General features: G+C 68.4%; 8 protein-coding genes and 1 tRNA gene. 6 read left to right on the top strand and 3 right to left on the bottom strand.

From position 1 onward, the window contains the following. Nucleotides 1-32 precede the first annotated feature (32 nt). The 4 genes from csrA (at nt 33) to IAE58_RS08285 (ending at nt 5,846) form a co-directional block, all read left to right on the top strand. A complete protein-coding gene (gene csrA, locus IAE58_RS08300; RefSeq protein WP_108749250.1) occupies nt 33-236 on the top strand; it encodes a carbon storage regulator CsrA in 204 nt (67 codons plus the stop codon). Between the two features lie 78 nt (nt 237-314). Further along, nucleotides 315-407: transfer RNA gene (locus IAE58_RS08295), tRNA-Ser, on the top strand. Between the two features lie 169 nt (nt 408-576). Next, a complete protein-coding gene (locus tag IAE58_RS08290) occupies nt 577-5,262 on the top strand; it encodes an ATP-dependent helicase (protein WP_199933897.1) in 4,686 nt (1,561 codons plus the stop codon). Between the two features lie 101 nt (nt 5,263-5,363). Next, a complete protein-coding gene (locus IAE58_RS08285; RefSeq protein WP_199933898.1) occupies nt 5,364-5,846 on the top strand; it encodes a LuxR family transcriptional regulator in 483 nt (160 codons plus the stop codon). A gap of 44 nt (nt 5,847-5,890) precedes the next feature. Here IAE58_RS08285 and IAE58_RS08280 read toward each other — a convergent pair whose 3' ends face one another. Next, nucleotides 5,891-7,999, bottom strand: coding sequence for a phospholipase C, phosphocholine-specific (locus IAE58_RS08280; RefSeq protein ID WP_199933899.1), 2,109 nt, complete (start codon nt 7,997-7,999; stop codon nt 5,891-5,893). An 8-nt stretch (nt 8,000-8,007) separates the two neighbouring features. Beyond that, nucleotides 8,008-10,383 (bottom strand): TonB-dependent receptor, encoded by a 2,376-nt coding sequence (locus IAE58_RS08275; protein ID WP_199933900.1) that lies wholly within the window; start codon nt 10,381-10,383, stop codon nt 8,008-8,010. A gap of 233 nt (nt 10,384-10,616) precedes the next feature. Here IAE58_RS08275 and IAE58_RS08270 point away from each other — a divergent pair, with 233 nt between their 5' ends. Next, nucleotides 10,617-11,729, top strand: coding sequence for an alpha/beta fold hydrolase (locus tag IAE58_RS08270; protein WP_199933901.1), 1,113 nt, complete (start codon nt 10,617-10,619; stop codon nt 11,727-11,729). Between the two features lie 45 nt (nt 11,730-11,774). Here IAE58_RS08270 and IAE58_RS08265 read toward each other — a convergent pair whose 3' ends face one another. Then, complete coding sequence (locus IAE58_RS08265) at nt 11,775-12,476, bottom strand: pirin family protein (RefSeq protein WP_199933902.1); 702 nt, start codon at nt 12,474-12,476, stop codon at nt 11,775-11,777. 139 nt (nt 12,477-12,615) lie between these two features. Between IAE58_RS08265 and IAE58_RS08260 the strand changes: the two genes are divergently transcribed. Next, nucleotides 12,616-13,530: a LysR family transcriptional regulator gene (locus IAE58_RS08260; protein ID WP_199933903.1), complete on the top strand. Its 915-nt coding sequence runs from the start codon at nt 12,616-12,618 to the stop codon at nt 13,528-13,530. The last annotated feature ends 191 nt before the right edge of the window (nt 13,531-13,721 follow it).

The raw sequence follows: 13,721 nt of genomic DNA, 5'->3' as shown, positions 1-13,721 counted from the left end.
CCTTCCACACGGTTCCATGGAGACTTTCAAAAATGTTGATCCTCACTCGCCGCGTTGGCGAAACCCTGATGATCGGTGACTCGGTCAGCGTCACTGTGCTGGGCGTCAAGGGCAACCAGGTGCGCATCGGCATCACTGCGCCGAAGGACGTTGCCGTGCATCGCGAAGAGATCTACCAGCGCATCCAGCGCGGTGACGAAGCCGGCAGCACCGGCAACGAAAATTCTGCGGAATAAAGCTTTACCTTCGCGCGTGATTAACGTTATGATTCACGCCCCGCTGAGGTGCAACGCACCAGACGCGGTAAAAACCCCGGAGCGATGCCCGAGTGGCTGAAGGGGCTCCCCTGCTAAGGGAGTATAGGGTCAAAAGCTCTATCGAGGGTTCGAATCCCTCTCGCTCCGCCAGATACAAGAAAGCGCCCGCAGATTATCGATCTGCGGGCGTTTTTCGTTGTGCGCACATCTCTGCGTGCATCTGTCTGTCGCATGCATGTCTCGACCGTTGCGGCCCGCCCGGTGCCACATCGGTCTTCACGGCGTTGTGCAGCTTCGCCGTATCATCGAACCGTCGAACATGGCGACCGTCCCTGCCTTGGATTCCCTGCAGAACTTCCATCCCGCCACGCGTGACTGGTTCCGTTCCACGTTCGCTGCATCGACGCCGGTGCAGGACCAGGCATGGGCATCTATCGCCGCAGGCCAGCACACGCTGGTGGTCGCGCCCACCGGGTCGGGAAAGACGCTGGCGGCCTTCCTGCATGCGATCGACCAGGTGTTCGCCGAACGCGATGGCGATGCGCGCCGCGACCCTGCGGCCAGGCCCGTGGCGCGCACGCGCGTGCTGTACCTGTCGCCGATCAAGGCGCTGGGCAGCGATGTGCAGCGCAACCTGCAGGTGCCGCTGCAGGGCATCAGTGCGCGCCGCAGTGAACGCGGCGACCCGGCCGTTGCGCTTACCGTGGCCATGCGCACCGGCGATACCAGCAGCAGCGACCGCGCGCGGCTGCTGCGGCGTCCGCCGGACATCCTGATCACCACGCCCGAGTCGCTGTACCTGATGCTGACCTCACAGGCGCGGGAGATCCTGCGCGATGTGCATACGGTCATCCTCGATGAGATCCATGCCGTGGCCGGCGGCAAGCGAGGCTCGCATCTGGCCCTCAGCCTGGAGCGGCTGGACGCCTTGCTGCAGGCGCCAGCACAGCGCATCGGCCTGTCCGCCACGGTGCGCCCGGTGCAGGGCGTGGCCGCCTTCCTTGGTGGCGATCGTCCGGTGCAGGTGGTGCAGCCGCCTTCGCAGCGGCAGTTGCAGCTGAAGATCGTGGTGCCGATGGAGGACATGACCGACCTGGCCATGCACGGCCCGGCGGAAGGGCGCGGTGCAGGCACACGCGTGGGGTCGATCTGGCCGCACGTGGAAGCCAGCATCCTCGACAACGTGATGCGGCATCGCTCAACAATCGTCTTTACCAATTCGCGCGGCGTGGCCGAACGGCTCACCGCGCGGCTCAACGAACTGCATGCCGAGCGCACGAGGGCGGGAAGCGCGAGCGACACCGAAGGTGCGGCCGCGACCGCCTACGGATCATTTACCGGCAGCACGGTGAACCGCGTCACGGCACCCGACGCGGTGATCGCGCGCTCGCACCATGGCTCGGTGTCCAAGGAGCAGCGCGCCGCCATCGAGCAGGCGCTGAAGACGGGTGAACTGCGCTGCGTCGTAGCGACGTCCAGCCTCGAGCTGGGCATCGACATGGGCCTGGTGGATCTGGTGATCCAGGTTGCCGCGCCGCCGTCGGTGTCCAGTGCACTGCAGCGGGTGGGGCGTGCGGGACACCAGGTGGGCGGTATGTCGCGCGGCCTGCTCTACCCGCGTACACGACGTGACCTGGTCGATGCTGCCGTGGTGGTGGACAGCATGCTGGAGGGCCGCATCGAAGCCATCGATCCACCGCGCAACCCGCTTGATGTGCTGGCCCAGCAGACCGTTGCCGCAGTGGCGATGGAGCCACTCGATGCAGAGGCCTGGTTTGCACGGGTCTGCCGCGCCGCGCCTTACCGCACGCTGCCCCGCAGTGCCTTCGACGCGGTGCTGGACATGTTGGCCGGGCGCTATCCGTCCGACGAATTCGCGGGCTTCCGCCCCCGCCTGGTGTGGGACCGGAAGACAGGCACGTTGACCGCGCGCCCCGGCGCCCGGCAGTTGGCGGTCACCAGTGGCGGCACGATTCCGGACCGCGGCATGTACGCGGTGGTACTGCCCGAGGGCGAGGAGCAGGCCGGCTCGCGTCGGGTGGGCGAGCTGGACGAGGAGATGGTGCACGAGTCGCGGGTGAACGATGTCATCACCCTTGGCGCCACGTCCTGGCGCATCGACCAGATCACCCTCGACCAGGTCGTGGTGACGCCCGCACCCGGGCGCTCGGCGCGGCTGCCGTTCTGGCGTGGCGAGGGCATGGGGCGCCCGGCCGAGCTGGGGCAGGCCACCGGCGCGTTCCTTGCCGAACTGGAAGACGATCCGCGCGCCGCTGGCGAGCCGTCACCGGCGCTGCTGGCCCGGCTGCGCGGGCGTGGCTTGGACGACAATGCGATCGGCAACATGCTGGCGCTTGTTGCCGAGCAGCAGCAGGCGACCGGCGTGCTGCCGACCGACCTGCGCCTGGTGGTCGAGCGCTGCCGTGATGAACTGGGCGATTGGCGGGTCATGCTGCACTCGCCCTACGGGCGTCGCGTGCACGACCCCTGGGCCTTGGCAGTAGCCGCGCGGCTGCGCGAGCAGGCGGGCATCGACCCGGCCGTGGTGGCCAGCGACGATGGCATCATCGTGCGCATCCCTGACCGCAGCGGCGCTGTGCCGGGCGCGGACGTCTTTCTGTTCGACGCGGCCAGCCTGCGCCACACCATCACGCTGTCGGTCACCGGCTCGGCTCTGTTCGCCGCCCGTTTCCGTGAGTGCGCCTCGCGTGCCCTGCTGCTGCCGCGCCGCACGCCGGGCAAGCGCTCGCCGTTGTGGCAGCAGCGCCTGCGTGCGGGGCAGTTGCTGGAGATCGCGCGTGGCCACGAGGGTTTCCCCATCCTGGTCGAGACCGCGCGCGAATGCCTGCAGGATGTCTACGACCTGGACGCGCTGGATGCGCTGATGCTGCGCGTGCAGGCCGGCCAGGTCCAGGTGGTCGAGGTGGAGACCGCCGTGCCGTCGCCCTTCGCGGCGGACCTGTTGTTCGGCTATGTCGCCGAGTTCATGTACGAAGCCGACGTGCCCCTGGCTGAACGACGCGCATCGGTGCTGTCGCTGGACAGTGGTCTGCTCGCCGAGCTGCTGGGCCAGGTCGACCTCGGTGAGCTGCTGGACGATGAGGTGGTGGCCACCGTCGCGCGTGAACTGCAGCGCTTGGACCCGCCCCGCCACGCGCGTGGCATCGAAGGCGTGGCCGACCTGCTGCGCGAGCTTGGCCCATTGCCGGCCAGCGACATTGCGCAGCGCAGCGCCGAACCCACGCAGGTGGCGGCCTGGCTGCAGGCGTTGCAGGCTGCTGGGCGTGCCATCCGCGTGACCATTGCCGGTGTTGAACAGTGGGCAGCGGTGGAGGACGCCGCGCGGCTGCGCGATGCCCTCGGGATCGACCCGCCAGCGGACATTGCCGGGGTATTCCTGGCATCGGTAGTGGATCCACTGGGTGACCTGCTTGGCCGGCACGCGCGCCACGCTGGGCCCTTCAGCAGCGGCAGCGTGGCGGCCCGTTTCGGATTGGGCGTGGCGGTGGTCGATGACGCGCTGCAGGTGTTGCAGGAGCAGGGTCGGATCATCCGTGGTCGCTTCGGCCTTGATCGTCGCCAGCCTGCCGACAATGCCGCACCGCCTTCGCCGCGCGCGGCCCATGAATGGGTGGCCGCCGATGTGCTGCAGCGGTTGCGGCTGCGCTCGCTGCAGGCCGCCCGCGCGGCAACGCGGCCGGTACCGGTGGAAGCCTACGTGGGCGTATTGCTGGAAGGGCAGGGCGTGCTGCCGAAGGCCACGCCTGGCAGCGACAGCGAGGCCGTGCTGCAGGTTATTGGACAACTGGCGGGCCTGCCACTGCCGGCATCGCTGTGGGAGCAGCAGGTGCTGCCTGCACGGGTGCCCGGTTACACGCCTGCGCTGCTGGATGAACTGCTGGCCACCGGTACGGTGCTCTGGGCCGGCCACGGCCGCCTGGGCGACGATGATGGACGGGTATCGCTGCACCTGCGGGACCATGCGGCCGAAACCCTGCCGCTCATGGACAGCGATGCCATCCCATCGCCGATGCAGCAGGCCATCCTGCAGGTGCTGGCTGCAGGCGGTGCGTTCTTCGCCCGGCAACTGGCGATGCAGGTACAGCCGCATCTCGCCGATGCAGGCATTGCAGGCGAGGATTTCCAGACGGCGCTGTGGCAGCTGGCATGGCGCGGGCAGATCAGCAGTGACCTGTGGGCACCGCTGCGCGCGCTCGACGGCGTGCGCCCGGCGCGGGCGCGGCCGATGTCCGTGTCCCGCCGCCGCCGTGACCTTGCCTTCGCACCCCTGGCGACGGGCACCGCGGGACTGGCCCTGGCCAGCAGCGCGGGGCCGACGCTGGCCGGGCGCTGGTCGCTGCTGCCACAGGAGCGGGCCAATGACACGGTGCGTGCGCTGGCGCAGACCGAGGCGCTGCTGGACCGCTACACGGTGCTCACCCGCAGCGCGGCGATGAGCGAGGCCGTGGCCGGCGGCTTCCCGGCACTGCGGCCGGTGCTGCGCAGCATGGAGGACGCAGGCCAGCTGCTGCGCGGGCGCTTCGTGCAGGGGATGGGCGGTGCCCAGTTCGCCCAGCGCGCAGACATCGACCACCTGCGTGCCTGTGCCGAGCGGGCGGGCGGCGCTGGCGGATGGGTTGCGCTGTCCGCGCTGGATCCAGCCAACCCGTTCGGCAGCCTGTTGCCGTGGCCGCAGGCCCTGGCCGGGTCGAGGCCGGTGCGACGCGCCGGTGCGCTGGTGGTGATCGGTGAAGGTCGGCTGCAGCTGTACCTGCCGCAAGGGGGCCGCCAGCTGTCCAGTTGGATCGATGACACCGACGCCGACGCTGCAGTGCGCTGGACCGCGGCGGCACAGGCGCTGGCCGTCGGCCTGCGGCGCGGTCGGCGGCTGTCCTTCACGCTGCAGCGGATCAATGCCGAACCGGTCCACCGCGGCCTCGCCGTGGACGCCCTGCGGGCGGCAGGGTTCAGCAGTGAGCCGCGCGGGCTGGGCTGGAACGGCTGACGTCGCGCCCAGGGCGAGCGTGAACAGGCGGCTGGGTGAAACTGTGTTCCAGTGTGCGCACGCGTTGCCGCAGATCCTTCTTCACTCAAACGGAGCCTTGCATGAAGCTGTTGTCCGCTGTGCTGCTGTCCGCGCTGTCACTGCAGGCCGGTGCCGCTTCCGCTGCCGATGCCTCCCCTTCACCACTACTGGGCCGCTGGTCGCTGGACATCTCCACGTCGGCCCTGCCGGAAGCGCAGCGTCCGAAGCAGGTGGTGCTGGAATTCAAGGATGCCGGTGGCGGCCGCTGGAGCTCGCACGTGGACATCGTGCTGCACGATGGCAAGACCATGAAGTCCGACGGCACACTGTCGCTGGATGGCACGCCGGGCCCGCTGTCGGGTACCTACGGCGCCGACCAGGCCAACCTCAAGCTGCCGTCGCCCTCCACCTTGGTGATGCAGCTGGTCGACCACGGCGCCCCCGCGTCCACGCGCATCTACACGATCGCGTCCGACCCTTCGACGATGACCGAGACCAAGGCGTTCTACACCCACGAGGGCACACCGATCCTGCAGACCAACCTGTTCCGGCGCCTGCCCTGAGCGAACGCTCGCGCAGGGCAGGCGCCGCGTGCCCGCGCAGGGATTCAGCCGTGCGCGAAGCGCAGCGGCTGGCTGCCCATCGCCGGGTCACTGCTGCCGGGGCGACCATCTTCGGCGCGACCGGCCAGGCGCAGCTGTTGTTCACCGGCCTGCAGGTGCAGGTCATACCAGCCCGCAGTAGGTGCGGCGTTCCAGTCCAGCACCTGTTCGGCACCGGCGGCCAGCGACAGCGTCTGTTCCGGCATGTGTCCAGCGTAGGCGCCGGCGCTCACGCGGACCGTCTGCGCAGTGGTGCCCGGATTGCGCAACGACAGCCGCAGCTTGGCGTCGCTGTGCTGCACCCACGCCTGCAGCGCAGGCGCACTCGCATTTCCCTGGAAGTGGCGATGGAAGCCGTTCGGACCCAGCACCCACAGGTCGTAGCGTCCCTGCGCATCCAGCGGCCAGTGGTCCTGCAACGGATGCCCCGGCAGCAGTGTGTAGCGCCGCGGAATCTGCTCCAGCCGCAGCCGGTCGTACACGTGCAGCACCGCAGCAGCGCCTTCGCACGACAGCGCCAGCGTGATGCTGTCGGTATCGCGCGTTTGCACCTGCACCTGCGGTCGATAGGGCAGCGCGCGTGCCGGGCGCACGCCGCTTTCCTGACGCGCCGGCTGCAGATCGTCCGGCAATGCCGGCACGGTACGGCCGGGCAGGGTGGCGGCGCGCGCGGCCGCCGCGCTGACATCGGGCAGGGCACGCACGAACGGCCGGGTATCGCGCTGGGCGAAGTCGAACGCATTGACCAGATCGCCGCTGACCGCACGCCGCCACGGTGAGATGTCCGGGCAGGCCACGCCGAAGCGGCGCTCGATCAGGCGCAGCACCGAGGTGTGGTCGTACACCTGCGAGTCGACCCAGCCACCACGGCTCCACGGCGAAATCACGTACAGGGGCACGCGCGGCCCCATGCCATAGGGGCGGCCACGCAGGTCGGCGTCGTCGTACTTCTCATCGCCCGGTGCCGGGTGCAGGTGGTATTCGCCTTCGGTACTGACCGCAGAAGCGCCGGCCCAGCCATCGCCCTGCGCGGACGGCGGTGCCGGCGGCGGCATGTGGTCGAAGAAGCCATCGTTCTCGTCGAACATCAGCAGCAGCGCGGTACGGCTCCACACATCGGGATCGGCGGTAAGCGCATCGAGCACGCGCGCGGTGTAGGCCGCACCCTGCGCCGGGCTGGACGGACCGGGATGCTCGCTGCCGGCGGCGTCGGCAATGATGAAGCTGACCTGCGGCAGCGTCCCGTCGATCACATCCTGGCGCAGTTGCGCCAGACCGCGGCTGCTGACCGCGCGGCTGCGCAATTGCGGGTCATGTCCTTCAGCGCCGCGGTAGGCCTGGCGGAACGCTTCGAAGCCGGCCAGCGGGTTGTCGGTGAAGTTGTCGTCCATGTCCTGGTAGATCTGCCAGGACACGCCGGCCTGCTGCAGGCGTTCCACGTAGCTGGCCCACTGGTACGACTGCGCGTGGCCGCCGTACTCGGGGAAGTTGTCGTGGGAATTGGCGATGACCGGGCCACCAGCCCGGGCAAAGGCATCGTTGTGGCCGGTCCACAGGAACACGCGGTTCGGGTTGGTGCCCGCCTGCATGGCGCAGTGGTAGGCATCGCAGACGGTGAACGCTTCGGCCAGGGCGAACTGGAACGGCAGGTCGGCCCGCTGGAAGTAGCCCATCGAGTGGTTCTGCTTGGCCTGGGGCCAGTGCGCCATGCGCCCGTGGTCCCAGGCGCGCTGCGCATCGGGCCAGGTGTGCGGGGTGCCTTCCACGCGCATGTAGCCGAAGTGCCGGGCCGTATCCAGGGCGAAGGGTGCGATCGCCCGGTTGCCGTCGGCATCGGGCTGCAGCCACAGCGTGCGCGGCCCCTCGGCATCGGCCAGCGGCGGTGCCGGCGCCACGAAGCGATCGCCGAAACCGCGCACGCCGGGCAGGGTGCCGAAGTAGTGGTCGAACGAGCGGTTTTCCTGCATGAACACCACGATGTGCTGCAGGTCCTGCAGGCTGCGCGTATGCGCGGCCGGGGCGATCGCTGCGGCCCGGGCAATGCTGGGCAGCAGCGGGGAAAGGCCGGCAGCCACGCCGGCCTGCAACAACCGGCGTCGGCCGATATCAGTCACGGGTTTGCTCACAGATCCACACGGAAAGAGATGCCGACGGTACGCGGCGCGCCGATGAAGGCGGAATCGCGACCATCCACCCCTGCAAGATACCGCTTGTCGGTCAGGTTGCTCACCACCAGGTTGGCGCCCATGCCCTTCAGGCGCGGCGACAGGCCCTGCAGGTCGAAGCCGATGTTGGCGTTGAAGACGGTGGCCGAGGGCAGCTTGTTGACGTTGGCCGCATCCAGGTAGCGGCTGCCCAGGTAGCGCCCGGACAGGCCGAAGTTCCAGTTCGTGCCCTGCCAGTCGGCCGACAGCACCAGGGTGTTTTCCGCCTGGCCGATCACCTTGGCGCCGTCCACGATGCCCAGTTCGGTATCGCGGGCGGCGTCGCCGCTGCCCAGATAGGTGGAGCGGTTGTAGGTGTAAGCCGCGTTGATCCGCCAGCCATTGTCCCAGCCGTAGCCGAACGCGGCTTCCAGGCCATTGCTTTCCACGCCGCCGAAGTTCTCATACACGCCATCGGTCTCGTCCAGGTAGTCGATGCCACTGACCAGACCTGCCGGCAGGTAGACGATGCGGTTGTCGAAGCGGATGTTGTACAGGGTGACCGATGCAGTCAGCGGCCAGCGGCTGATGCGCAGGCCCAGCTCGATGTTGTCGGCGGTTTCCGGCTCCACGTTGCGGAAACGCTGCGGGTCGGTCTCGCCCAGCACCCCGGACGGGATGGCCGCGAAGTTCTGCGAGAAGCCGGCGAACAGCTCCATGCTTTCCGGGCCGGGGGCCCAGGTGAAGCCGGTGGATAGCAGCGGGTCGGACTTCGAGTCGCTGCTGACCTGTTCGTTGGCACCGATGGTGCGCCGGCGCGACTGGTCGACGAAGAACTGCTTCACGCCCAGGCGGGCGCTGAACGGCCCGAAGCGCGCCACATCCTCGATGTAGTACATCTGCTCATCGACCTTGTAACGGTCGTCGAACTGCACCCAGTACGGCTGGTGGTCGAAGCCGATGTTCTGCCCGACGTTGAGCAGGCGGTGCCAGTCGCGGCGCGCCGTGCGGTCCAGCTTCTCCACCCACAGACCTCCTCGGATCGTGTTGTCCACGCTGCCGAAGGTCTGCCGCCATTCCACGTCTGCGGTCACGCCCATGCGGTCGTTGTCGTAGTGGGTATGGCGGTAGGACTGCGCGCCCAGCACGTTGCCGGCATAGCAGTTCGGATCGTACTCGGCGCTGAAGCCGGCGCGCGGCGTGCAGCCAGCAATCGGCTGGGCCGCGCTGCCATCGGGGTTCACGAAGTAGATCTGGCCCAGGTTGCCGCCGCCGTACGCGGTGCGGCCGCCCAGGTATTCCGATTCCGGGCGGCCGGCGCCGTCGGCGCTGACATCGGCCAGGTAGGGCGGCAGCCAGTCGCCGCGGCCCTGCATGCGGTGGCCGTAGGCCGCCATCGTGGCCTTGAAACCATTGCCGCCGTCGAATGCGGCGCGCAGGTAGCCGAAGGTGTTCTCGCGCAGCGCGCGCGAGCCGGAACGGTAGTTCTGGTCCAGGTAGGGAATGCCGGTGAGGGTGCCGACCAGATTGTCGCGGTCGGGCTGGGTGGCGAAGCCCTGCGGGGTGACGCTGGTGTACTCCGGCTCGTCGGCGTCGTTGTAGGACAGGTAGCCGGTCAGGGTCCAGCGATCCAGTTCGGTGATGAACTTGCCGGCGATATGGTCGTTGCTGGCGTGGCCGGTGCCGTCGATCCAGTCGTTCACTTCGGCCGAAGAGGCGCTGATCCAGGCGCGGGTGTGGCCGCCCAGCAGACCGGTATCGTAGCGCACGTAGTACTTGCGTGCATCGTTGTCACCGGCGCCGACCACGAAGCGCAGGCGGCTGTCGTGCAGCGGGTCGCTGGTGAGGAAGTTGAGCGTGCCGCCGAGTGCTTCGTTGGAGCGCGAGGAAATATCGGCCGTGCCCTGGCTGACTTCCACCGTTTCCAGATCCAGCGTGTCGATGTAGCGGTTGGCCAGCGAACCGCCGCCGTAGCCGGAGCCGCCGTTGGGCAGGCCGTCGATGGTGGTGCCGATCTGCTGGGTATCGCGGTTGGTGACAAAGCCGCGCATGCTGATCTGCGTGCCCCAGACGGACGAGCCGGTGGCATCGGCTTCGCTGACCACCACGCCCGGCACTTCATTCAGTGCATCGTTCACGCTGCTCATCGCCATCTGCCGGTTCAGGGTTTCGGCACTGACCGCGGTCTTGGCGTAGCTGGTGGCCTGGCCGATCACCTGCACCTGGTCCAGGGTGCGCGCATCGGTGCTGGCGGTATCGGCGTCGGCCGCAGGCGCTGCGGCCATGGCATCCAGCGCGGGGGCGATCAGCAGGGCCAGCAGGGAGAGGCGGGGGAACGATGCACGCATGGGCATTGAGAGCGGACCTTCGGTGGGAAAGCCCGGGAGTGTCGGCAGCGCCAATGACATGGGGGTGACGTGAAGACGCAGGTTCGATGGCACTGCGGCGGCGGTCACAGCGCGGCTGTGGGGCAGAGTGGGGGGCTGAACCGTGGCTGGGTTGTCATTAACTCGTCATGACAGTGCGATAGATGACACGCCGTGACGCAGATAGCCTGTCGCGCTGTCGTCCCTTTCCCTTGATGCCCATGAAGCGCCTGCTGCTGGTCCTGCTGGCGTGCGCCGGCCTGTGGCTGGCTGCATGCTCCTCCTCGATCAATGCCGGTTCCACCTCGCTCAGCGACCGTCTGGTCGCGCCGGGTGGGGTCTCGACCCTGCTGGACCAGCCGCGCCTGCAGGCGGCCATTGCCGCATTGCCCACCCGCCATGGTTTCGCCCGTGGCCGCGAGGGCGTACCGATCTTCTGGCGGGTGTTCGATCCGGGCGACTACGGTGCCCGCTACCACTACCTGCCGCAGCACCACCAGAATGGCCTGCCGCTGGATACCGGCCTGAGCCTTGCGCTGCCGCATCCGTTCCGCGCACAGGCGCCACGCGGCACCGTGGTGCTGCTGCACGGCTGGATGATGAACGGTGATTCGATGCTGCCGTGGTCGCTGCAGCTGGCCGGGCAGGGTTATCGGGTGGTGACCCTGGACCTGCGCAACCATGGCCAATCGGGGGCGGGGCCCTCCGGCTATGGCACCTACGAGTCTGATGATGTAGTGGACGTGATCGCCGAACTGCGCGCGCGCGGCGAGATACGCGGCCCGCTGTACTTGTTCGGGGTGTCCTACGGTGCGGCCACCGCGCTGTTCGCGGCGGACAAGCTGGGTGACCAGGTCGAGGGCGTGGTGGCGATGGAGTCGTTCGCCAACGCGGGTGTGGCCATCCGCACGATGATTCCGCACCTGATGGCGCTGCAGCCGGAAGGGCTGAAGGCGCAGATGATCGCCGGCTATGCCCGCTGGCGTTACGGCGGCCAGGATATCGATCAGGTGGTGGCCGCCGCCGGGCAGCGCCTGGACCTGGACCTGGACCAGGTGGACGTGGCCCGCGCCCTGGCCGATACCCGTGCCTGCGTGTTGCTGCTGCACGGCCAGGGCGACCAGCACATTCCGGTCAGCCAGGGCCGCGAACTGGCCCAGGCCAACCCGCGTGCGCATTACATCGAAATGCGCGGCGAAGACCACATCACGCTGCCGCTGCGTCTGGACCTGCTGGCCGGTGTGGTGGACGACTGGATGGCGCGCGATGCGCAGCATCCGGCCGCGACCTGTCCGGCGCCACGCCTGCCGGCGCAGGCGCATTGGCGGGCGTGAACCATTGAACCTGCGGCGCCACGTGGCACCGCAGGTTTCCGTGCCTTACAGCGGCAGGTCGAACACCAGCACTTCAGCGTCGTTGCCGTTTTCCAGGGTCAGCTGCGCTTCGTCGCTCACCTGCAGGGCATCGCCGGCTTCCAGAGTGATGCCGTTCACCTGCAGCTGGCCACGAGCCACCTGCACATAGGCGCCACGGCCGGTGGCCAAGGCATGGTGCAGCTTCTGCTCGCCGTCCAGGATGGTGGCGAAGATGCGGGCATCCTGCTGGATGCGCAGCGAACCGTCGGCACCATCGGGCGAGGCGATCAGGCGCAGCTGGCCGCGCTTGCTCTCCGGCGCGAAGTGGGTCTCGCGGTAGGACGGCTCGATGTTCTCGCGGTCCGGGAAGACCCAGATCTGCAGGAAGTGCACCGGATCGGTGGCCGAGTGGTTGAACTCACTGTGGCTGACGCCGCTGCCGGCGCTCATCACCTGCACGTCGCCGTAGCGCAGCACCGAGCCGGTACCCATCGAGTCCTTGTGCTCCAGCGAGCCGCCCAGCACGTAGGAAATGATTTCCATGTTGCTGTGGCTGTGGGTGCCGAAGCCCTGGCCGCCGATCACCTTGTCTTCGTTGATGACCCGCAGCGGGCCGAAGCTGACGTAGCGCGGGTCGTAGTAGCTGGCAAAGGAGAAGGTGTGGCGGGACGACAGCCAGCCATGCTCGGCCAGGCCACGGGTAGCGCTCTTGCGGATCTGCAGCATGATGATTCTCCTTGTTCGATGGTTTCGATGGGGCGGGGTGGGCCGGTGGCCGCTGTGTTTCCCCGTTGGAGAGAAGTATCTGCTTGCGCCGCGGGTTTGAAAAACGGATAGTTTTGACAGCCATCATCGAAAATTTCGAATGCTCAAGATCAGCCTCGATGCCCTGCAGATCCTGGATGCCATCGACCGCCGCGGCTCGTTTGCCGGGGCCGGGAAGGCCCTGCACAAGGTGCCGTCCACCATTTCCTACACGGTGGCCAAGCTGGAGGAAGACCTGGGCGTGCAGTTGTTCGACCGGGTGGGGCCGCGCGCCGAGCTGACCGAGGCCGGGCGCGCGCTGCTGGACGAGGGCCGGCACCTGCTGCGGGCGGCCCGCGAGCTGGAGCTGCGGGTGCGCCGGGTGGCGTCGGGCTGGGAGGCGGAGCTGAGTTTGGCGGTGGATTCGATGTTCCCGACCTGGCTGCTGGGCCCGGAGATTGCCGCGTTCCGCGCTATCGAGGCGCCGACGCGCCTGCGGCTGTTCGGTGAAGCCTTGTCTGGCACCTGGGAGGCCCTGCTGGACCGACGGGCCGACCTGCTGGTGGGGGCGGCGGGCGAGGGGCCCAGCGGGGGTGGCTATGTGGTGGAGCCGCTTGGCAGCGTGGATTTCGTGTTTGCGGTGGCGCCGGATCATCCGCTGGCGCAGGTGCCGGGGGTATTGGGTCGAGAGCATCTGGCCGAGCATTGCGCCATTGCGGTGTCCGATTCCGCGCGGCGTCTGCTGCCGCGCACCGTGGGCCTGCTGATGGGGCAGGAGATCCTGACGGTGCCGGACATGGCCAGCAAGTTGAAGCTGCAATGCCAGGGGTTGGGATTCGGCTTCCTGCCCGAGCCGTGCGCGCGCGCGGCGGTAGCGCGCGGCGAGCTGGTGATCCGCGAGGTGGAAGAGCCCAAGGCGGAAGAGACCTTCTGGCTGGCCTGGCGCACCGGCGAGGACGGCGCGGCCCTGCGCTGGTGGCGCGAACGGCTGCGCAGGCCGGAGTTGCTGGCGCAGTGGTGGCAGGCAATGGGGTAGATCCACGCCATGCGTGGATGGGGTGTGGTCTGCAGGGCTGCGCCCTGCACCTGCTTAATGCAACGGCAACGGCAACGGCAACGGCAACGGCAAAAGCAAAAGCTGGATATCCGTGGGGTGGCGGGGCGGTGTCGGATTACGGGGACGCCGCAAGTACGTCCCTGTAGGCTTGGCAGCCGCATCCATGCGGC

The organism is Stenotrophomonas sp. S49 (assembly GCF_016624905.1).
Classification (GTDB): domain Bacteria; phylum Pseudomonadota; class Gammaproteobacteria; order Xanthomonadales; family Xanthomonadaceae; genus Stenotrophomonas.
Note: the sequence above shows the minus strand (reverse complement) of the source record. Positions and strands in the feature narration are given on the sequence as shown.

Coding starts and splice junctions, on each gene's coding strand:
- IAE58_RS08275 (WP_199933900.1), bottom strand. CDS start 10,383: ATGCCCATGCGTGCATCGTTCCCCCGCCTCTCCCTGCTGGCCCTGCTG.
- IAE58_RS08260 (WP_199933903.1), top strand. CDS start 12,616: ATGCTCAAGATCAGCCTCGATGCCCTGCAGATCCTGGATGCCATCGAC.
- IAE58_RS08290 (WP_199933897.1), top strand. CDS start 577: ATGGCGACCGTCCCTGCCTTGGATTCCCTGCAGAACTTCCATCCCGCC.
- IAE58_RS08285 (WP_199933898.1), top strand. CDS start 5,364: ATGAAGCTGTTGTCCGCTGTGCTGCTGTCCGCGCTGTCACTGCAGGCC.
- IAE58_RS08270 (WP_199933901.1), top strand. CDS start 10,617: ATGAAGCGCCTGCTGCTGGTCCTGCTGGCGTGCGCCGGCCTGTGGCTG.
- IAE58_RS08265 (WP_199933902.1), bottom strand. CDS start 12,476: ATGCTGCAGATCCGCAAGAGCGCTACCCGTGGCCTGGCCGAGCATGGC.
- csrA (WP_108749250.1), top strand. CDS start 33: ATGTTGATCCTCACTCGCCGCGTTGGCGAAACCCTGATGATCGGTGAC.